This is a genomic window from Rhizobium leguminosarum bv. trifolii WSM2297, assembly GCF_000271845.1.
The window spans coordinates 2,633,210-2,653,819 of sequence record NZ_JH719395.1 but is presented as its reverse complement, the minus strand read 5'-3'; the positions used below and the strand labels follow the sequence as shown (position 1 = coordinate 2,653,819).

Annotated in this window: 15 protein-coding genes; 10 read left to right on the top strand and 5 right to left on the bottom strand. The window is 63.1% G+C overall.

Going from position 1 to position 20,610, the window contains the following annotated elements:
- Nucleotides 1-12 precede the first annotated feature (12 nt).
- Genes RLEG4DRAFT_RS28195 through RLEG4DRAFT_RS28185 form a run of 3 tightly spaced genes read right to left on the bottom strand, consistent with a single transcriptional unit; the run spans nt 13 to nt 1,928 of the window.
- Nucleotides 13-630, bottom strand: coding sequence for a DNA-3-methyladenine glycosylase (locus RLEG4DRAFT_RS28195; RefSeq protein WP_085061948.1), 618 nt, complete (start codon nt 628-630; stop codon nt 13-15).
- A gap of 51 nt (nt 631-681) precedes the next feature.
- Nucleotides 682-996: a hypothetical protein gene (locus RLEG4DRAFT_RS28190; protein ID WP_003566069.1), complete on the bottom strand. Its 315-nt coding sequence runs from the start codon at nt 994-996 to the stop codon at nt 682-684.
- A 23-nt stretch (nt 997-1,019) separates the two neighbouring features.
- Nucleotides 1,020-1,928, bottom strand: a complete 909-nt coding sequence (locus tag RLEG4DRAFT_RS28185; protein ID WP_003581892.1) for a LysR family transcriptional regulator — start codon at nt 1,926-1,928, stop codon at nt 1,020-1,022.
- Between the two features lie 106 nt (nt 1,929-2,034).
- Between RLEG4DRAFT_RS28185 and RLEG4DRAFT_RS28180 the strand changes: the two genes are divergently transcribed.
- Nucleotides 2,035-2,778: an SDR family oxidoreductase gene (locus tag RLEG4DRAFT_RS28180; protein WP_003581891.1), complete on the top strand. Its 744-nt coding sequence runs from the start codon at nt 2,035-2,037 to the stop codon at nt 2,776-2,778.
- Nucleotides 2,779-3,008: 230 nt separating this feature from the next.
- Here the strand turns inward: RLEG4DRAFT_RS28180 and RLEG4DRAFT_RS28175 are convergent, their stop codons facing one another.
- Nucleotides 3,009-3,920 (bottom strand): LysR family transcriptional regulator, encoded by a 912-nt coding sequence (locus RLEG4DRAFT_RS28175; protein ID WP_003581890.1) that lies wholly within the window; start codon nt 3,918-3,920, stop codon nt 3,009-3,011.
- A gap of 164 nt (nt 3,921-4,084) precedes the next feature.
- Between RLEG4DRAFT_RS28175 and RLEG4DRAFT_RS28170 the strand changes: the two genes are divergently transcribed.
- The 7 genes from RLEG4DRAFT_RS28170 to RLEG4DRAFT_RS28140 all read left to right on the top strand — a co-directional run bounded on the left by RLEG4DRAFT_RS28170 (nt 4,085) and on the right by RLEG4DRAFT_RS28140 (nt 15,352).
- A complete protein-coding gene (locus RLEG4DRAFT_RS28170) occupies nt 4,085-4,897 on the top strand; it encodes an alpha/beta hydrolase (protein ID WP_003581889.1) in 813 nt (270 codons plus the stop codon).
- Between the two features lie 47 nt (nt 4,898-4,944).
- Nucleotides 4,945-6,129 (top strand): efflux RND transporter periplasmic adaptor subunit, encoded by a 1,185-nt coding sequence (locus RLEG4DRAFT_RS28165; protein WP_003581888.1) that lies wholly within the window; start codon nt 4,945-4,947, stop codon nt 6,127-6,129.
- A gap of 117 nt (nt 6,130-6,246) precedes the next feature.
- Complete coding sequence (locus RLEG4DRAFT_RS28160; RefSeq protein WP_003581887.1) at nt 6,247-9,447, top strand: efflux RND transporter permease subunit; 3,201 nt, start codon at nt 6,247-6,249, stop codon at nt 9,445-9,447.
- A 144-nt stretch (nt 9,448-9,591) separates the two neighbouring features.
- Nucleotides 9,592-10,503 carry an NAD(P)-dependent oxidoreductase gene (locus tag RLEG4DRAFT_RS28155; RefSeq protein WP_003581885.1) on the top strand — a complete coding sequence of 304 codons (912 nt, stop codon included), beginning with the start codon at nt 9,592-9,594 and terminating at the stop codon, nt 10,501-10,503.
- Nucleotides 10,500-12,284: an IlvD/Edd family dehydratase gene (locus RLEG4DRAFT_RS28150; RefSeq protein WP_003581884.1), complete on the top strand. Its 1,785-nt coding sequence runs from the start codon at nt 10,500-10,502 to the stop codon at nt 12,282-12,284. The genes RLEG4DRAFT_RS28155 and RLEG4DRAFT_RS28150 overlap by 4 nt, the downstream gene beginning before the upstream one ends.
- A 129-nt stretch (nt 12,285-12,413) precedes the next feature.
- Nucleotides 12,414-14,237 carry a putative bifunctional diguanylate cyclase/phosphodiesterase gene (locus RLEG4DRAFT_RS28145; RefSeq protein ID WP_003581883.1) on the top strand — a complete coding sequence of 608 codons (1,824 nt, stop codon included), beginning with the start codon at nt 12,414-12,416 and terminating at the stop codon, nt 14,235-14,237.
- A gap of 266 nt (nt 14,238-14,503) precedes the next feature.
- Nucleotides 14,504-15,352: a GNAT family N-acetyltransferase gene (locus RLEG4DRAFT_RS28140; RefSeq protein ID WP_003581882.1), complete on the top strand. Its 849-nt coding sequence runs from the start codon at nt 14,504-14,506 to the stop codon at nt 15,350-15,352.
- 23 nt (nt 15,353-15,375) lie between these two features.
- Here the strand turns inward: RLEG4DRAFT_RS28140 and RLEG4DRAFT_RS28135 are convergent, their stop codons facing one another.
- Nucleotides 15,376-16,293, bottom strand: coding sequence for a DMT family transporter (locus RLEG4DRAFT_RS28135; RefSeq protein WP_003581881.1), 918 nt, complete (start codon nt 16,291-16,293; stop codon nt 15,376-15,378).
- 191 nt (nt 16,294-16,484) lie between these two features.
- Between RLEG4DRAFT_RS28135 and RLEG4DRAFT_RS28130 the strand changes: the two genes are divergently transcribed.
- Both RLEG4DRAFT_RS28130 and RLEG4DRAFT_RS28125 read left to right on the top strand, forming a co-directional pair.
- Entirely contained in the window at nt 16,485-17,783 is a 1,299-nt protein-coding gene (locus RLEG4DRAFT_RS28130) for an adenylosuccinate synthase (RefSeq protein ID WP_003581880.1), read from the top strand.
- A gap of 60 nt (nt 17,784-17,843) precedes the next feature.
- Complete coding sequence (locus tag RLEG4DRAFT_RS28125) at nt 17,844-20,369, top strand: hypothetical protein (RefSeq protein ID WP_003581879.1); 2,526 nt, start codon at nt 17,844-17,846, stop codon at nt 20,367-20,369.
- Nucleotides 20,370-20,610 lie beyond the last annotated feature (241 nt).

Genomic DNA, 20,610 nt, shown 5'->3' with positions numbered 1-20,610 from the left:
GCTGGAATTGCTTTAGCGAAACGGCTTGCTATGATAACGCGACCCCTGAATGCCGAAGCGCCAAGGTGCTTCGGCATTTTTCGTGATGCCGATGCGTTTTCCCGAGACGACAGGCACAGGCGCGGAGGGCGTGAGCGCGTAAGGCGGGCGGTCGAGCAGCCGGTCGTTGATGTCGATATCGACGCCGAGCGCCTGGCAGAGTTTGCCGGGGCCGCTACAGAGCGCCGTCAGCATATCGGTGCCGCGCCGCTCCATCATCAAAGGGATTTCCGTTTCCGGCTCCAGCGCCCGGATCAGCACCGCCGAGCCCGGATGGCAGACAAAGTTCAGGCACCAGTACATGCCGTAAATGCGGTAGATGTAGACATTGCCGGGCCGCCCGTACATGGCGCCGTTGCGCTTGGTCGGCCCGCGGAAGCTGTGCGAGGCCTCGTCATCGGGGAAATAGGCTTCCGTCTCGGTGATCCGGCCGCCGGCACCGTTGACTGTGAGATGGCAGCCGAGCAGATTACGGGCAACAGCGATCGCGTCGCGCTCGAAAAACGCCCTGAGGTCTTCGCCGGCAAGCGCGCCCGCGCCGATCGCGCCTGAAGTCATTCCACCGTCGGTCATGCCCGAGGCAGATAACATTCGGTGCGGCGGCCGTCATCCCAAAACCGTCGCTCGCTTTGCGCCGGGGCATCAACGGCCGGCATTCGGATCGCGCATCGGGATCGAGGATGATGTGACCGAGACCGGATCGCTGGCCGGGAAGGAGTCTTCCAGACCCTCCTCCAGCTCTTCTTCGAGCAAAGCGGGGTCCTTGCCGCGCGCGCCGTCGCCATGGGCGGGTTCGATTGCCGCCGCAAGCAGGGCCTTGGCCCGCGAGACGGCGTTTTCCGGGGTCAGTTCCGGCGTGCTTCGCAGCGTCACGGCAATGCTGTCTACGCCTTCGCCGCCGAATTCGACGACGAAGCCATCTTCCGTCTGGTAGACGGTGATATCGTTGAGTGCCATGGCCGTTCCCCCAAACGCTCATATTAGCAAAGCGCGTTTTCCGCCTTTTGTCGAGCGAAGACCTGCACCAGCCAGTCGATGAAGACGCGCACGCGCGGCGAAAGCTGGCGGTTGCGCGGATAGAGCAGGGAAACCGGCGTCGGGGTCAGCGGAAAATCCTCAAGCACATGGATCAGCGTTCCCTCGGCAAGATCTTTTTCGGCGTGATACCGCGGGATCTGGATCATGCCGAGGCCCATCCTCGCCGCCGAAATATAAGTTTCGGCGGCGTTGACGGTGACGGTGGCGGGAATGGTGATCTCGCGAACCACGCCGTCGACGATGAATTCAAGCGGCAGCGGGCTGCCAGTGCCGGTGGAGCGGAAGCCGACCATGCGGTGGCCGGTAAGCCGGTCCGGATGCTGCGGCAGGCCATGGGCATCGATATAGGCGGGCGAGGCGAGGGTGATCTCGTCGAGCATGGCAACGCGCCTGATGATCATGTCGCTATCCCCGGGCGTGCCGACGCGCAGCACGCAATCGATGCCTTCGCGCACCAGGTCGACCAGCCGGTCGCCTTCGCTCATGTGGAATTCGATATCGGGATAAGTCTCCAGGAAGGATGGCAGGCTCGGCAGCACGAAATGGCGGGCAAGGGTGCCATGCACATCGACCCGCAGCATCCCCTTTGGCTTGGCCCCGGCAAAGGCGCCTTCAGCATCTTCGATATCTCCAAGGATCGACAGGCAGCGCTGGTAGTAGGCTTCGCCGTCGAGCGTCGGGCTGACATGGCGTGTGGTGCGCTGGAGCAGGCGCACGCCGAGGCGAGCCTCGAGTTGCTTCACAGCATCGGTGACGGTCGAGCGCGGCAGGCTGGTGTCTTCGGCGGCAAGCGTGAAGCTGCAGCGTTCCACGACACGGCAAAACACCCGCATGGCATCGAATCTGTCCATCTGTTTGTTCGCTATTCCCGGATAGTGATGGCGAAGAATGGCTGATTATCCGTGGAAGGAAAAGACATATCTTCTCCTCATCGAAACGCAATGAAGGAGAAGGACAATGACTTCCAAACAAAACGGCAAGGTAGCGCTGGTGACCGGCGCTTCCCGCGGCATCGGCGCGGCCGTCGCCCAGCGTCTCGCCAGGGACGGTTTTACCATCGTCATCAATTATTCCGGCAACGCGGCGCCGGCCGAGGAACTCGCTCGGGAGATCGAGCAGGCTGGCGGCAAGGCGCTGACTGAGAAAGCCGATGTCAGTGATCCGCAAGCCGTCCGCCGCATGTTCGATGCCGCGGAAACCGCCTTTGGCGGTATCGATGTGCTCGTCAACAATGCCGGCATCATGAAGCTCTCCTCGCTCGCCGAGGCCGATGATGCCAATTTCGACCGCCAGATCAGCGTCAACCTCAAGGGCACCTTCAATACGCTGCGCGAGGCCGCCAAGCGCTTGCGCGACGGCGGCCGGATCATCAATTTCTCCACGTCAGTCGTCGGGCTGAAGCTCGAAACCTACGGAGTCTATGCCGCCACCAAGGCTGCGGTGGAAACGTTGACGGCGATCATGGCCAAGGAGATGCGCGGCCGCGACATCACCGTCAACGCCATCGCGCCCGGTCCCGTCGCCACCGATCTTTTCCTCGATGGCAAGTCGGAGGAACTCGTCTCCCGCACGGCGAAGATGAATCCGCTGGAGCGCCTCGGCAAGCCCGAGGACATCGCCGCTGCGGTGGCCTTCCTCGCCGGCCCTGACGGCGGCTGGATCAATGGTCAGACGCTGCGTGCCAATGGCGGCGTGATCTGACGGAGGCGCCGTGATCGCAATTATGTGAACGGGCTTGCGGGATTTCTGCTTACAATCCTGCGGGGAGTACGTATATCTATTTTATCGCGAAAGAGTGGAATTCCCTGCCGTTCTTTCCGAACCTCCAGAGCCTGCCGCGCCCTTCGCGGTGCGACAGGCTTTGATGTTCAAAGTTGCACATTGCGGTCCGTTGAAGGTTTCCCTGCCTTCCGGGCCGCATTTTTTGGCGCTCAGAAGTCGTTCAGTCTCGCTTCCACCAGAAGCTTCACCAGCCAGTCGACAAAGACGCGGACCTTGTTGCTGAGGTGGCGGTTCGGGGGGTAGACGACGTAGAGCGGCAGCGGATCGCGGCGCCAGTCCGGGAGCACGCGGACAAGTTCACCCTTTGCCATCGGCTCACGCGCCATGAAGATCGGCACCTGCGCGATGCCAAGACCGGTCAGTGCCGCCATCAGATAGGTACGGCTATCGTTGACCGAGGCGATGTAACGCGGACTGGTCTCGATCGCCTCGTTGTTCCGACGAAATTCGAAGGGCAGCGTTCGGTTGTTCTGGGCGCGGAAATAGTTGACGGAGTAATGATCGGCCTCAAGATCCTCCGGCCGCTCGGGCATGCCGAATTTCTGGATATAGCTCGGTGAAGCACAGGTGATCATCTCAACTTCGGAAACACGGCGCGCGATCAGCGACTGGTCGGCCGGCGTGCCGGCCCGCAGCGCGCAGTCGACATTTTCCGCAAGATAATCGACCGTCCGGTCGCCGACACCAAGGTCGATGCGGATATCGGGATAACGCTGATAAAAATCGCAGAGTGCCGGAACGACGATCCAATCGGCGAAAGCGCCGGCCATCTCGACGCGCAGCCGCCCGCTCGGCAGGCTCTGCGAATTGGAGAGGCTGCCGTCGAGTTCCTCCAGCTCTGAAATAATCTGGGCGGCGCGTTCGTAATAAAGCGCGCCGTCGGTGGTTACCATCACCCGGCGCGTGGTACGGTTCAGAAGCTTGGTGCGCAGATGCGCTTCGAGCCCCTGGATGAGATTGGTTACTGTCGCCTTGGGCATGGCGAGCATGTCGGCGGCGCGGGTGAAATTGCCCGTCTCCACCACGCGAATGAAGACGCGCATTGCCGAGAGCTGATCCATCGGTTTGAAATCCGCAGTTTGCGTTGCAGCATTGTTCGAGATCTGGAACAGTGTTATCGCGATATAGCTTCTTATTCCTTGATTGGAATAACAATATCTTTTTTGTACAAAATGCAAGCGGCAGGCGTTGTCTGCTTGTGGCTGAGGCAAAAGAGACCGGAAGCATGACGGTGGAATGGAAAGATATGATGCTGGATAAGGTGGCCATCGGCCCCGTTTCCGCACGCATCTACCAGGGCGCCGATTACGGCAAGGGTCCACCCATCGTGCTTTACCTGCATGGCGGCGCGTTTCTCGACAGCGATAAGAACGTCGACCGGCCAGTGGCCATGAGTCTCGCCAAATCAGGCGCCATCGTCGTCGCCGCCGATTACAGCAGCCTGTCCGGCAATCTCTTTCCGCAGGCGCTGGAAGTCGCCTTCTCGGTATTCAGCTATCTCGCCAATAAACGTGCCGGTCTTGGCGACCGCAAGTCGCTGCTCTTCGTCGCCGGCGAAGAAGCAGGCGGCAATGTTGCCGCCGGCGTGGCGCTGAAGGCGCGCGACCAGATGCCGGATGCGCTCGACGGCCAAGTGCTGATTTCGCCGCTGCTTGATCCGTTCATGGGCACGTCGTCGATCCGCAAGGCTGATGCCATCGGCATGCGCCGGCGCTGGACGGAAGGCTGGAGCCATTATCTGAGCGGCGGCGGCTGCCACCCCTATGCGGCGCCTTGCCTCTGTTCGCGTATCTCAGGCGTCGCGCCGGCGCTGATCTTCACCGCGGAGGACGATCCTCTGCACGACGAAACGATTGGTTACGGTGCCCGCCTCAAAAAGGCCGGTGTCGGTGTGCGCCAGCATGTCTTTCCCGCCGGGACAGGCTGGCCCTCGATTTATGGTGGGAAATCCGACGGAACGCCCGACTGGCAGGAAAACGTCAGCCGCCATTTCGGAAGCTTCCTTCGAGACGTAAGCGTCCAACCGCAATTGCATTGAAGAAGATCTGATATTTCGGCGGCCTGGGGGCCGCAAGGAGAGCACTGATGACGTCCAGAAGTAAGCGCTGGGCCCTGGTGGGCGCCGGCTTAGGCATTGTTGCGTCCGTTTCCGCATTGTTTTTCGAATTGCCGATGAGCACGACCGCCACGGCGGCTTCCGCCCCTGCGCAGGCTCCCGCTGTGCCGGTGACGGTTGCTGTCGTTGCGGCGCGTGACGTGACCGCCTGGGAAAGTTTCTCCGGCCGTCTCGAAGCGGTCGACCGGGTGCAGGTGCGTTCCCGCGTTGCCGGTGCCATCCTGGCGGTGGCCTTCCGCGAAGGGGCGCTGGTGAAGCAGGGCGACCTGCTCTTCACCATCGACCCGGCTCCCTATCAGGCGAGCGTGGCGCAGGCGCAGGGCCAGGTCGCTTCGGCCGAAGCCAAGGTCAGCCTGGCGCAGACCGAACTCGATCGCGGCCGCCGGCTTTCCGACAACCGCACCATCTCCCAGAGTGATCTCGATCAGCGGCAGAGCACGCTGGCCGAGGCGCAGGCGGGACTGCGTTCGGCGCAGGCCGCATTGCAGTCGGCTCAGCTCGATCTCGATTACACTGCAGTGCGGGCTCCGGTGTCCGGCCGCATCGGCAAAATCGAGGTGACCGCGGGTAACCTCGTTGCGGCCGGCTCGACCTCGCCGGCGCTGACGACGCTGGTTTCGGTCGATCCGATCTATGCGAGCTTCAACGCCAGCGAAGAGATGGTGACACGCGCGCTTGCCCAACTCCCGCAGACAGACAGCGCTCTGCCGCCGGTCGAGCAGATCCCGGTCGAGGTCGGCACGCTCGCCGACAACGGCACGCCGATCAAAGGCAAGCTGCAGCTGATCGACAACGAGGTCGATGCCTCGAGCGGCACGATCGGTGTGCGCGCCGTCTTCGATAATCCGGGCGGGCGTCTCATCCCCGGCCAGTTCGTGCGGGTGCGCATGGGCCAGCCGAAGGCCGAGAACAAGATCGTCATCAACGATCGTGCCGTCGGCACCGACCAGGACAAGAAGTTCGTCTTCGTCGTCGACAGCGAGAACAAGGTCGCCTACCGGCAGGTTCAGCTCGGCACACTGGCCGACGGTCAGCGGGTGGTCGAAAGCGGCCTGAACGCCGGCGAAAAGATCGTCGTCAACGGTCTGCAGCGCATCCGTCCAGGCGCAATCGTCGTGCCTCAGATGGAAGAGAAGGTCGCGACCGCTCAATAAGGCTTCGCCTTCCCCCGCGGGGGAAGGCCAATACCCGAAATGATATGACCCGCCGGCGGCTCCCAAACCGCCGGAGAGGGACGTTGCATCCATGTTCACCCCGGAGAGGGCTTTGATATGAACATCTCCAGATTCTTTGTCGACCGCCCGGTCTTTGCCGGCGTTCTTTCGGTCCTCATCGTGGTTGCCGGCCTGATCGGCCTGCGCGCGCTGCCGATTTCCGAATATCCGGAGGTCGTGCCGCCGTCGATCGTCGTGCGCGCCACCTATCCCGGCGCCAACCCGTCGGTCATCGCCGAAACGGTGGCCACACCGCTCGAAGAGCAGATCAACGGCGTCGAGGGCATGCTCTACATGTCCAGCCAGGCGACGTCGGACGGCGTCCTCAACGTGACCGTCACCTTCCAGCTCGGCACTGACCCCGACAAGGCGCAGCAGCTCGTGCAGAACCGCGTCAGCCAGGCCGAGCCGCGTCTGCCGGCGGAAGTTCGTTCGCTCGGCATCACGACGGTCAAGAGTTCGCCCAACTTCATCATGGTCGTCAACCTCGTCTCCGACGGCGATAATCACGACATCACCTATCTTCGCAACTACGCGACTCTGAATATCAAGGACCGGCTCGCCCGCATTGCAGGCGTCGGTCAGGTGCAGGTCTTCGGCGCCGGCGATTATTCGATGCGCGTCTGGATCGACCCGCAGAAGGCGGCCGAGCATAATCTCGCCGCCAGCGACATCAGCAACGCGATCAGCTCCCAGAACGTCCAGGCCGCCGCCGGCATCATCGGCGCATCGCCGAGCCAGCCGGGTGTCGATCTGCAGCTCAACGTCAACGCCCAGGGTCGCCTGCGCACGCCCGAGGAGTTCGGCGCCATCATCGTCAAGACGGGCGCCAGTGGTGAGATCACCCGCCTTCGCGATGTTGCCCGCATCGAGCTCGGCGCTGCCGACTATACGCTGCGTTCGCTGCTCGACGGCAAGCCGGCCGTCGCTGTGGCCGTGCTTCAGGCGCCCGGTTCGAACGCCATCGAAATCGCCGACAATGTGCGCGCCACCATGGATCAGCTGCAGCTAGGCATGCCTCAGGGCGTCAAATACGAGATCGTCTATGATACGACGAAATTCGTGCGCGCCTCGATCGAGAAGGTCATCGACACGCTGCTCGAAGCCATCGCGCTCGTCGTCCTGGTCGTCATCCTGTTCCTGCAGACATGGCGCGCCTCGATCATCCCGCTGATTGCGGTTCCGGTCTCGATCATCGGCACCTTCGCGGTCATGTATGTCTTCGGCTTCTCGATCAACGCGCTCAGTCTGTTCGGGCTGGTGCTCGCAATCGGTATCGTCGTCGACGATGCGATCGTGGTGGTTGAAAACGTCGAGCGCAATATCGAACAGGGGCTGTCGCCGCGGGCTGCGACCTACAAGGCGATGAGGGAAGTCTCCGGTCCGATCGTCGCGATCGCGCTGGTGCTCGTCGCGGTTTTCGTGCCGCTCGCCTTCATCTCCGGCCTGTCCGGCCAGTTCTATCGCCAGTTCGCGCTGACGATCGCGATCTCGACCGTCATTTCGGCCTTCAACTCGCTGACGCTGTCGCCGGCGCTGGCGGCCCTTCTGCTGAAAGGCCATCATGAGCCGAAGGACTGGCTGACGCGGTTCATGGATGCCATCTTCGGCTGGTTCTTCCGTGGCTTCAACCGTGTCTTCGGCGCGGGCTCGAATGCCTACGGCAAGGGCGTGGGCGGCTTGCTGTCGCGCAAGAGCATCGTCATGGTGATCTATCTGGCGCTGGTCGGTGCGACCTACAGCCTGTTCACGACGGTCCCCGGCGGCTTCGTGCCGTCTCAGGACAAGCAGTATCTGATCGGCTTCGCCCAGTTGCCGGATGCCGCAAGCCTCGACCGCACGGAAGATGTCATCAAGCGGATGACCGACATCGCGCTGGCGCAGCCGGGCGTTGCCAATGCGATCGCCTTCCCGGGCCTGTCGATCAACGGCTTCACCAACTCGTCCAATGCCGGCATCGTCTTCGTGACGCTGAAGGACTTCGAGGAGCGAAAGACGCCGGATCTCGCAGGCGGCGCCATCGCGATGGCGCTGAACCAGAAATTCGGTGTCATCCAGGATGCCTTCATCGCCATGTTCCCGCCGCCGCCGGTCAATGGTCTCGGCACGACGGGCGGCTTCAAGCTACAGATCGAGGATCGGGCCGGCCTCGGCAACCAGGCGCTCGACGAGGCGACCAAGGCGGTTCTTGCCAAGGCCTATCAGACGCCTGAGCTCGCCGGGCTGTTCTCCAGCTTCCAGATCAACGTGCCGCAGCTCTATGCCGATCTCGATCGCGCCAAGGCCGAGCAGCTTGGGGTTTCGGTCACCGACGTCTTCCAGACGCTGCAGATCTATCTCGGTTCGCTCTATGTGAACGATTTCAACGCTTTCGGCCGCACCTACAGCGTCCGGGTGCAGGCCGATGCGAAATTCCGCGCCCAGCCGGAAGATATCGGCCAGTTGAAGGTCCGTTCGGCATCGGGTGAGATGATCCCGCTGTCGGCCCTGCTGAAGGTGGAGCCGAGCACCGGCCCGGAGCGTGCGAACCGCTATAACGGCTTCCTCGCTGCCGATATCAACGGTGGTCCGGCACCGGGCTTCTCGTCCGGCCAGGCGCAGGCGGCAATCGAGAAGATCCTTCACGAGACCCTGCCTGCAGGCATCGACTTCGAATGGACGGATCTGACCTATCAGCAGATCCTTGCCGGCAATTCGAGCATCGTCGTGTTCCCTCTAGCCCTGCTGCTCGTCTTCCTGGTGCTGGCCGCCCAGTATGAAAGCCTGACCCTGCCGCTTGCGATCATCATGATCGTGCCGATGGGTGTGCTGGCCGCGCTGACGGGCGTCTGGCTCACCGGTGGAGACAACAATATCTTCACCCAGATCGGTCTTGTGGTGCTGGTCGGTCTATCGGCGAAGAACGCGATCCTGATCGTGGAATTCGCCCGCGAACTGGAGTTCGAGGGCAGGACGCCGCGGCAGGCCGCGGTCGAGGCCAGCCGCCTTCGTCTTCGCCCGATCCTGATGACCTCGCTCGCCTTCATCATGGGTGTCGTGCCGCTCGTCGTCTCCACCGGCGCCGGCGCCGAGATGCGCGCGGCCATGGGTGTCGCGGTCTTCTCGGGCATGATCGGCGTGACCTTCTTCGGCATCTTCATGACGCCTGTCTTCTACGTGCTGCTGCGGCGGCTGACGGGCAACCGTCCGCTCGTCCAGCACAAGCCGGACGAACACAAGGAAGAAGAGGCGGAGGTCATCCGGCTCGCGGCGGAATAAACGGAATTCAACCTTCCTTTGTCGAGTAAATCGGGCGGGAACTTCGGTTCTCGCCCGTATCGTTTTCGGGCCGATGCGTCATCAAAACGGTTGCAACGATGGGTGAGGGGGTTATCAAAGACGAACAACAGTTGGGAGGACTGAATGACAGCTTCGAGCAGAGGTCATGACGGCAGGCGGATCGCCTTTCTCGGCACCGGACTGATGGGGGCGCCGATGGCGCGCCGGCTGCTTGGCGCGGGCTTTGCTGTCACCGTCTGGAATCGCGATCTGAGCAAGGCCGAGGCTCTGACGGGAGACGGCGCGGTCCTTGCGGAAACGCCGGTCGATGCCGTTTCGGGCGCCGACGTCGTCATCACCATGCTGACCAATGCCGAGGCGGTGAAGGACGTGCTGTTCGACCGCGGAGCGGCGGCTGCGATGGCGGCGGGCGCCACCGTTATCGATATGAGTTCGATCGCCCCGCATTTTGCCCGCGACCATTCTGCCAGGCTTGCCGAATGCGGCATCGCACATGTCGATGCGCCGGTTTCCGGCGGTGTCGTCGGGGCCGATGCCGGTACGCTGGCGATCATGGCGGGCGGTGACCAGGAGGTGATCGAGAAGCTTGCGGATGTGTTTGCGCCGATGGGGCGCGTGACCCGCGTCGGCCCCAGCGGGGCGGGCCAGCTTGCCAAGCTTGCCAACCAGCAGATCGTCGCGGTGACGATCGGCGCCGTCGCCGAAGCGATGATGCTGATTGCGGCAGGCGGCGGCTCGCCGGCAGCTTTCCGAGACGCCATTCGCGGTGGCTTTGCCGAGAGCCGTATCCTTGAGCTCCACGGCAAGCGCATGGTCGAGCGGCAGTTTACACCCGGCGGTTCGTCCAGCAACCAGCTGAAGGATCTGAACGCTGCCATGGAGACGGCCAACAGCCTGTCGCTGACGCTGCCGCTGACTGCGGCGGTGCACGCCGAATTCAGCGAATTCGTCGCAAACGGCAATGGCGAAAGAGATCACAGCGGCCTGCTCCTGCATCTCGAAGAGAAGAATGCCCGGCCGGGAGGCAAGAGGTGACCGACAGCCACTCTCCAAAGCGGCGTCTGCGTTCGCAGGATTGGTTCGACAATCCTGACCATATCGACATGGCGGCGCTCTATCTCGAGCGTTTCATGAATTACGGCATCACGCCGGAAGAGCTGCGTTCCGGCAAGCCGATCATCGGCATTGCCCAGAGCGGCAGCGATCTCACGCCCTGCAACAGGGTGCATGTCGAGCTTGCCAAGCGCGTGCGCGACGGCATTCGCGATGCCGGCGGCATTCCGATCGAATTTCCGACACATCCGATCTTCGAGAACTGCAAACGCCCGACGGCGGCACTCGACCGCAACCTCGCCTATCTCGGGCTCGTCGAAATCCTCTATGGCTATCCGCTCGACGGCGTCGTGCTGACGACCGGCTGCGACAAGACCACGCCTTCGGCGATCATGGCTGCTTCGACGGTCGATATTCCGGCGATCGTGCTCTCCGGCGGCCCGATGCTCGACGGCTGGCACGAGGGGGAACTGGCGGGCTCCGGCACGGTCATCTGGCGGATGCGGCGGAAATATGCGGCAGGCGAGATCGATCGGGAAGAGTTCCTGCAGGCGGCACTCGATTCGGCTCCCTCCGTCGGCCACTGCAATACGATGGGCACGGCTTCGACGATGAACGCGCTTGCCGAGGCACTCGGCCTGTCGCTGACCGGCTGCGGCGCCATTCCGGCTGCCTACCGCGAGCGCGGCCAGATGGCCTATCGCACCGGGCGGCGCGCCGTCGAGATCGTCTTTGAAGATCTGAAGCCGTCGGATATTCTGACGCGGGCGGCTTTCCTCAATGCCATCCGTACCAATTCGGCGATCGGCGGCTCGACCAACGCCCAGCCGCATCTGGCGGCGATGGCGAAACATGCCGGCGTCGAACTCCATCCCGACGACTGGCAGGTGCACGGCTTCGATATCCCGCTGCTGGCCAATGTCCAGCCGGCGGGCGCCTATCTCGGCGAGCGCTTTCATCGCGCCGGCGGCACGCCGGCGATCATGTGGGAACTGCTGCAGGCCGGAAAGCTCGATGGCGACTGTCGTAGCGTGACCGGCAGGACGATGGCCGAGAACCTGAAGGGCAAGGAAGCGCGCGACCGCGAGGTTATCCGGCCATTCCAGACGCCGCTGAAGGAGCGAGCCGGCTTCCTTGTTCTCAAGGGCAATCTCTTCGATTTCGCGATCATGAAGATGAGCGTCGTCTCGGAGGATTTCCGCCGGCGCTACCTTCAGGAGCCGGGGCGCGAAGGCGTCTTCGAGGGCAGGGCGGTAGTCTTTGAAGGGTCGGAGGACTATCACCGGCGCATCAACGATCCTGAACTCGGCATCGACGAGAATACCATCCTGGTCATCCGCGGCGCCGGGCCCCTCGGCTGGCCGGGTTCGGCTGAGGTCGTCAACATGCAGCCGCCGGATCACCTACTGAAGCGCGGCATCAGCAGCCTGCCGACGATCGGCGATGGCCGCCAATCGGGCACGGCGGACAGCCCGTCGATCCTCAACGCTTCGCCTGAGAGTGCTGCCGGCGGCGGTCTCGCCTGGCTTCGCACCGGCGACATTATCCGCATCGATTTCAACCACGGGCGCTGCGACATGCTGGTCGACGAGACCGAGATCGATCGGCGCAAGGGCGAGGGTATCCCGCCGGTGCCGGCCGATGCGACGCCGTGGCAGCAGATCTACCGCCGCTCGGTGACACAACTGTCGGACGGTGCGGTTCTGGAGGGCGCGGCGGAATTCCGCCAGATCGCCAAAAAACCGCCGCGGCACAACCACTGATCCAAGCTGTAGGAGACTGCCAGGGCCATGATCCAAAAGGAGAAGGCCGTAACCAACAGTTCACCTAGTCACGAATTCGGTTATTGGAAAAAGCCTTCATTAATGCCGGCCTGAGACCATATTGCTGTTATGCATGTTTCCAAGGCTCAGACCGCGTTGCCAGAAAACAAAACCACACGATCCGAACGAGAGTTTCAGGATCTTCTGCGCCGGCTCGAACTCGCTCTCGATGCATCCCAGATCGGTGTCTGGGAGCACAGCATCGAGCAGGACGGGATCTTGTGGGATGCGCAGATGCACCGTCTTTACGAGACTGGCGAGACCTGCCGTCTGGTGCCGGCATTGCTTTGGTCGAACGCCATCCATCCCGACGATCGCGAGCAGGCCGAACGCGACTTCGACGAGGCGATTGCGACAAGGGGCGCCTACAATTCGCAATTTCGGATCGTGCTGCCCGGCGGCGAGATCCGCCATCTGCGTTCGCGCGCACATTTCTACGTGGATGCGGAGGGGTTGCCTTCCTTCATCGGCGCCGAATGGGATGTCACCGCCGACGTCCTGCTCAACGCGGAACTGGCGCGGGAGAAAATGGTGGCAGAGGCGCGGGCGCTGGCGCTCGAGGAAAGCAATGCGCGTATCGAGCATGTTGCCGATCACGATTATCTCACCGGCTTGCCGAACCGGCGCCTCCTCGACAAGCGGCTCACAGAGCTGCCGGCGGACAGAAGCATCACGACGCTCGGCGTCCTGCATCTCGATCTCGACCAGTTCAAGCAGATCAACGACAGTCACGGTCATGCCGCAGGCGACGCGGTTCTAAGGGCCGCAGCCCTTCGCATTACCGCCGCCATTCCCGCAAATGGCATGGTCGCCCGCGTCGGCGGCGACGAGTTCGTCATCGTGCTGGTCAATTTCAGCGATCTCACTGAGCTGAAACTGATTACCGACGACCTTCAGCGCCGGCTGCGGAAGAAGATCCGCTTCGGTCAGGAGATGCTGCAATCCGGCGCCTCTATCGGCGTTTCCTGGAGCGGCGATCGGCGGGCGCGTAACCTGCTTGCCGAATCGGATCTCGCGCTCTACCAGGCCAAGAAGCTCGGGCGCAACCGCGTCGAATTCTTCACGCGGCAACTGCAGGAGGATCTGCGCGCCAAGCGTCGCCTCGCCGAAGGGCTGAAGCTCGGGCTGGAGCGCGGCGAGATCGTTCCCTATTATCAGGTGCAGCTCGACGCCCGGACGCGGGAAGTCATCGGCTTCGAGGCCCTGGCGCGCTGGAAACATCCGGAGAAGGGCGTGCTCGCCCCGGGGATATTCCTGAAGATCGCCGACGAGCACGGGCTTGCGGCGGAAATCGACGCGGCGATCCTCAAAGGTGTTCTCGAAGACCGGCTGTTCTGGCTGTTGCGCGGCTTTGCGGTTCCGCGCATCGCCGTCAATATCTCGGCGTCGCGCCTTGCCGATCCGACGTTGCTCGGCAAACTGAGGAAACTCGACATTCCGCCCGGCGCGATCGTTTTCGAATTGGTCGAGACGATTTTCCTCGACGACAGCGACGAAAAACTGCTCGACCATATCGGCGATATCAAACAGATGGGCATCGACATCGAGATCGATGATTTCGGATCCGGCCATGCCTCGCTCATCGGTCTCGTCAAGCTCAGGCCGAAGCGGCTGAAGATCGACCGGCAGCTCATCGCCGAAGTCGTCAATTCCGCCGAGCAGCGACGCGTGGTGGGTTCCATCGTGGAAATCGCCAAGGCGCTCGATGTCGAGGTGATCGCCGAGGGCATCGAGACCGAGGCGCATGCCGTCGTCCTGGCTGAACTCGGCTGCGATGGCCTGCAGGGCTACGCGTTCGGTTATCCCGCCCCGGCGGCCGAGACGGCTCGTCTTTTCTCACCCGTGGGCGGGATCGAAAAGCAGAAGACCGCGATGGGCGGAACGGCCCGGTGATCCGTCAGTGGGGCCGCCGCCGCGCTTTCGCGGCTGCGGGAAGATAATTGGCGCGCAAGTAATTTTCTTGAGCTTGCATCGGCATTGTTTCATGCTAATGCGGAAACGAAGCTTTCTGCATTGCATCGAAAAATGATTATACGCGTGGTCAAGATCATGGGCGCGGCTCTCCATCATTCGCAGGTGCAATCGGGGAACTGGGGACCTGACAATTGCTTTGCCGTTGCCGGGATGGACTTGCGGGACATTCAATCTGGGAAAGTCGCATGAATTCGGAATTTGCCGTTCGTTCAATGCGGCCCGGCGAACTCGAGCTCGTGCTCGAATGGGCGCGTCAGGAGGGCTGGAACCCGGGCCTCGACGATTCGCTTGCATTCATCGAGGCTGATCCGTCGGGATTTTTCGTCGGCGCCATCGGTGAAGTCCCGGTCGGTTCGATCTCGGTCGTCAAATACGGCGAGAGTTTCGCCTTCCTGGGCCTCTACATCGTCCATCCCGATTTCCGGGGCAAGGGTTACGGCAAGGCGATTTGGGAAACGGGTATTGCCAGCGCGGGGGACCGCACAATCGGTCTCGACGGCGTCGCCGCACAGCAGGACAACTACCGCAAGGCCGGCTTCGAACCCGCCTATTCCACAATTCGCTACGGCGGCGTCGCCACCACCTTGCCGGTCTCGGCGCTTGCCGCGCACCCGGTCATGGATTCGCGTCTCGAAGGCCTGCAGCGTTATGATTCGGCGGTCTTTCCGCAGCCGCGGGATGCCTTCCTTGCCGCCTGGTGCACCGGTCGCAAAGGCCGTCGCTCGGCTGTGGTGCGCAAGAGCGGAAAGATCCGCGGTTACGGCACGATCCGCCGCTGCTACGAGGGTTACAAGATCGGGCCGCTCTTTGCCAACGATGCCGACAACGCCGCAGCCCTGCTTACCGAATTGATCCCCGAAGCGAAAGGGGCTGCTGTTTTCATCGATATCCCCGCGGAGAATCATGAGGCGGTGGCGCTTGCCGAGGGCCTCGGCCTTCAACCGGTGTTCGAGACGACGCGCATGTATCGCGGACCGGCGCCGGCCATTCCGCTGAAGCACGTCTTCGGCGTGACGACGCTGGAGCTTGGTTAGAGCCTTCCTGATCAGGAAAGCCTCTAATCCACAGGTGAGGCCGGAACGGTAGGAGCCGAAGCTTTCGGCCGGCCTTTTTCGGCGATGGCGATGCCGCCCAAGGTTAGGGCCAGCGCGATCATGTGGAAAGACTGCAGCCTCTCGCCGATCAGGGCGACGGAGAGCAAAGTTCCGAACACCGGCACGAGATTGATGAACAGCCCGGCCCGATTCGCGCCGATCGCCTCGACACCCTTGATATAGAGGATCTGCGCCAGCAGCGACGGGAAGGTCGCCGTGTAGAACGTGATGAGCCAGCCGGCCTGATCCGGCCATTGCGCGGCACCCCGGCCGGCTTCCCAAAGAAGCAGCGGCACCGAGGTCAGCATGGCGCCGAGTGCCGGGAACGCCATCAGCGTGCGCCAGTCGAGCGGCGGCTTCCAGCGCAGGAAGATCGTGTAGACCGAGTAGGCGGCAATGGCGATCAACATCAGCCCGTCGCCGCGGTTGAGGCTTAGTTGCAGCAGCGTCGTCAGGTCGCCGTGAGCGGCGGTCAGTGCGACGCCGATCAGCGTCATGCCGAAGCCGAGACATTGCGCCAGCGAGATGCCGGTGCGGAAGAACATGAAATTCAACAGGAAGATCAGCATCGGAATGCCGGCCTGCTCGATGGCGACATTGATCGCCGTCGTATATTGCACGGCCGAATAAAGCATGGCGTTGAAAAGCGTGTAGCCGATGACGCCGTAGAAGAACAGCAGCGGCAGGTTCTTCCGGACCACCGGCCAGTCTCTCTTGAGCTGCGGTACCGAGATCAGGGCGATCAGCGCCAGGGCGATAAACCAGCGCAGAAAGGTCAGCATCATCGGGCTGATATGCCCGACTGCGAGCTTGCCGGCGACGGAGTTGCCGCCCCAGCAGAGGGTAGCGATAACGAGGCAGAGATAGGCCGTGGCTTGCAAGAGCGTTCTTCCCGTCTTTCCGCGATCGCCAAGCGGCGTTTTGTGACGGGCAATAGCCTGCCGGCTGCTGATTTGTCACGTAAAAAGCCCAATCTACTGTGACAACAGGGTCGCTTTCCCAAAAACAAAGCTTTATAGATGCGCGGGTTTGAGCAGGTGCGCGGTTTTCCGCCGGTAACAGGAAGAGTTGGATGACGAACGTAGTCGTGGTCGGTTCGCAATGGGGTGACGAAGGCAAAGGCAAGATTGTCGACTGGCTTTCGGAGCGCGCGGATATCGTTGTGCGCTATCAGGGCGGACATAATGCCGGCCATACACTCGTCATCGACGGCACCAGCTACAAGCTGTCGCTGCTGCCGTCCGGCGTCGTGCGTCCGGGCAAAATGGCGGTGATCGGCAACGGCGTCGTCGTCGATCCGCATGCGCTGATCGCTGAGATCGGTCGGCTGGCGGCCCAGGGCGTGACGGTGACGCCGGACAATCTGCGCATTGCCGACAATGCGACGCTCATTCTGTCGCTGCACCGCGAGCTCGACGCGATGCGCGAGGATGCGGCGTCGAACAGCGGCACCAAGATCGGCACGACACGCCGCGGCATCGGCCCTGCCTATGAAGACAAGGTCGGCCGCCGCGCCATCCGGGTGATGGATCTTGCCGATCTCGACAGCCTTGCCGGCAAGGTCGACCGTATTCTGACGCATCACAATGCGCTTCGCCGCGGCCTCGGCGTCGCCGAAGTCAGCCACCAGACGATCATGGACGAATTGACCTCGATCGCCGATCGGGTGCTGCCGTTCCGTGACACCGTCTGGCTGTTCCTCGATAAGGAGCGCCGCAAGGGCTCGCGCATCCTCTTCGAAGGTGCGCAGGGCAGCCTGCTCGACATCGACCACGGCACCTATCCTTTCGTGACCTCGTCGAACACCGTGGCCGGTCAGGCGGCTGCCGGTTCCGGCATGGGGCCGGGCTCGCTCGGCTACATCCTCGGCATCACCAAGGCCTATACGACACGTGTTGGCGAAGGCCCGTTCCCGACAGAGCTGAAGGATGCGATCGGTGAGTTCCTCGGCGAAAAAGGTCATGAGTTCGGCGTGGTAACGGGGCGCAAGCGGCGCTGCGGTTGGTTCGACGCCGCCCTCGTGCGCCAGTCGATCGCCACCAACGGCATCACCGGCATCGCCCTCACCAAGCTCGACGTGCTCGATGGCCTCGAAGAATTGAAGATCTGCGTCGGTTACATGCTCGACGGCGAACAGATTGATCATCTTCCGGCAAGCCAGGGAGCGCAAGCTAGGGTCGAACCGGTCTACATCACGCTGGAGGGCTGGAAGGAATCGACCGTCGGCGCTCGCAGCTGGGCGGACCTGCCGGCGCAGGCGATCAAATATGTTCGCCAGGTCGAAGAGCTGATCGGGGCGCCTGTTGCGCTCCTTTCCACCAGCCCGGAGCGGGACGACACGATACTTGTGACCGATCCGTTTGAGGATTAAGCTCACGGGTCACTGTGGAGGATGGTTCGGTAGGGTGCCGGACTTCTTGAGAAAGTACTGATGGCGGATTTTATTGCAGTTATTCGGCGGGCCGTCGACGGCCTGGCTGAAAATACCCCAGAGATGCGGGTGAAGGTCTACGAACGTGCCCGCGGCGCAGTGCAGCGGCAGCTCGAGAACATGAAGCCGCGTCCGCCGGAAGCCATGCTGCAACGCCAGCTCGAAAAGCTCGAGGCCGCCATCCGCGAAGTGGAAGGCGAGCACTCCGAGGCGCTGCCGCTCGATGAGCCGGTTGCCGTCGCCACTGCGCGGGAAGCCCTGGAAGAACAAACGGTTCACGACGAAGGCGAACCGGCGCCTGCACCGGAGACGGCCGTCGAAGAGCCGCCGGTCGAGGAGCCGGTCGACGAAACCGATGCGGAACCGCAGGCGGCCGAGGCCGCCGGCGAGCCCGGCCACGTGGAAGCCGCCGCCGCGCCCGAGGACGCCGAGGAAGGGCTCGCCGCTGAGGAGCCGCTTTCCGAGGAGCCGCCCTCCGAAGAGACACTTGTTTCACCGGAAACAGCTGTTTCAGCCGAGACTTCGGCTTTGCCGGAGGCATCCGCTCCGGTCGAGACATACTGGCATCCCTCGCATGAGGAGGAGGCTCCGGCCGAGGAATGGCATGCCAGCGAGACACGCGACGTTGCTGCCGATGAGGCGACAACCGAGCATGACGGCTGGCCGACTGCAGGCCATCGCAGCGAAGAAGCCGACGAATATCATGCTGACGAGCATCCTGCGGAAGAGGCCGCGGCCGAGCCGGCGGTTGTGGAAAGCGGGGAGCCGGAGGTCGAAGAGGCTTACGAGCCCGCCGCGCCGCTCGAGCCGATCACACGTGGCATAGAGCATGCATCCAACCGGCTGGTAGAGCCGGTCGCCGATTTCGATCGCCCGCAGGAATTCGTCGAGCACAGCCGCGAGGAGCCGCTGCAGGCCGACGCGGCTGGCCATTTCGATCCCGTCTGGGCCGAGCCCGCCGCCGAAACGCCGGCTCCGGCGCCGAAGGATGCCGAGACCGAGTGGGCGGAAGAGGAACTCCGGCAGTATTCGCAGACGGCGCCGATCACCCCGGATACCTCGGCGCGCGCCTTCGAGGAGGTGATATCGAGCCTCGAAAAAGCGGCGCCGGCGGCCGTCATGCCGACGGCCAAGGAAAGTTTCTCCTGGGAGACCGCAGCCTTCGATGATCTGCCGCCGATCGAGGCCGGCAGCAACAAGAAGGCGACGGTCGCCTCGCATTTCGACGATGTCGATATCTTCGCGGAAGTGCACAATGGCAAGCCGGCGGCTGCCGGTGGCGCGCCGAGCGAGGAGTGGCGCGAGGCAAAGGCGCTGCGCGGCTATGACCGCCGCGGCTCGGTCGCGGCTGACGACGATGACGCCAATCCGGCGATGGATATCGATCAGATGGTCGCTTCCAAGCTGCAGGGCAAGAGTTTTCGGATGGAGCCGAAGCGTCGCCGCTTCGGCATCGGTACGGTGATCACGCTGATCTTCGCGCTCATCCTGATCGGCGGCGGCGCCTATGCCGGCTGGATGAACAGAGAGGCGCTGGTGGCGATGGTCGACGGGCTCGTCAGTTCGGCACCGTCGCAAGCGACCAGGAACGAGGCGGCGACGCCGCCGGCTGGTTCCGCGACGCCTGCCGAGCCGGGCGCGACAGCGCCGGCCCAGCCGACCACACCGGGAGCGCAGAATACACCAGCGGCACCGGTGCAGCCGAACCCGCAGGTGGCGTCGATGAACAATGACGGCGCCGTGGCCAATTCGAAATTCACCCAGCGGCTACTGACCGATGGAACCGAGGTCGATAGCGGACCGGCGACGGTGCCGGGAACGCTGACCGCCGAAGGAAAATCGGTCGCCGAGCAGAATGTCGCGGCAGCGGACACGCCGCCGGCGGCCGCGCAGGGCGATGTCGCAGCCGAGACGCCGACGCCGAACGGCCCGGCGGCATCGCCGCAGCAGACCGCTCCCGTCGGCTCGTCGCAAAAGATGTTCCTCTATGAGGAGCGCATCGGCCAGAGCTCGCCGACGGCGATCGAGGGATCGGTCGTCTGGAGCGTGCAGCACGAGGCCGGCCAGGACGGCCGGCAGGAGGCGACGGTACAGGGCAACGTCACCGTGCCGGAGCGCAATCTCTCGGCTCTCGTGACCTTCAAACGCAATTCCGATCCGTCGCTGCCGGCAAGCCATCTCGTCGAGATCGTCTTCTCGCTGCCGCCGAATTTCGAAGGCGGCAGCATCGACAGTGTCCAGCGCATCTCGATGAAGCGCACCGAGCAGGACCGCGGCGACGCGCTGATCGCGGTTCCGGCCAAGATCACCGACGATTTCCATATGATCGCGCTCAATGACTATCCCGATGCGCGCAAGGCCAATCTCGATCTGATGTCGACCCGCAGTTGGATCGATATCCCGGTCACCTACCGCAACGGCCGCCGCGCACTACTGACGATGGAAAAGGGCAATACGGGAACGGATGCCTTCAATACCGCCATCAAGGAGTGGGCCGCGCTCGGAGATGTGTCGACGAGCCAGTGAGCGGGCTTTCGGTGCGCCATGCCGCGCCGGCCCCCTCATCCGCCTGCCGGCACCTTCTCCCCGCTGGGGAGAATGGCGCGCGTGGAAGCGTCTCGCCCTACCTCAGGGCATCTTTTTTGGAATGATGGCAAGCAGCCAGCCCCCGCTTCTCCCCAGCGGGGAGAAGGTGGCCCGAAGGGTCGGCTGAGGGGGCCGCACGGCGTGCCTGTCCTTCGTCGTCCTGTAGAAACAAAAACGCCAC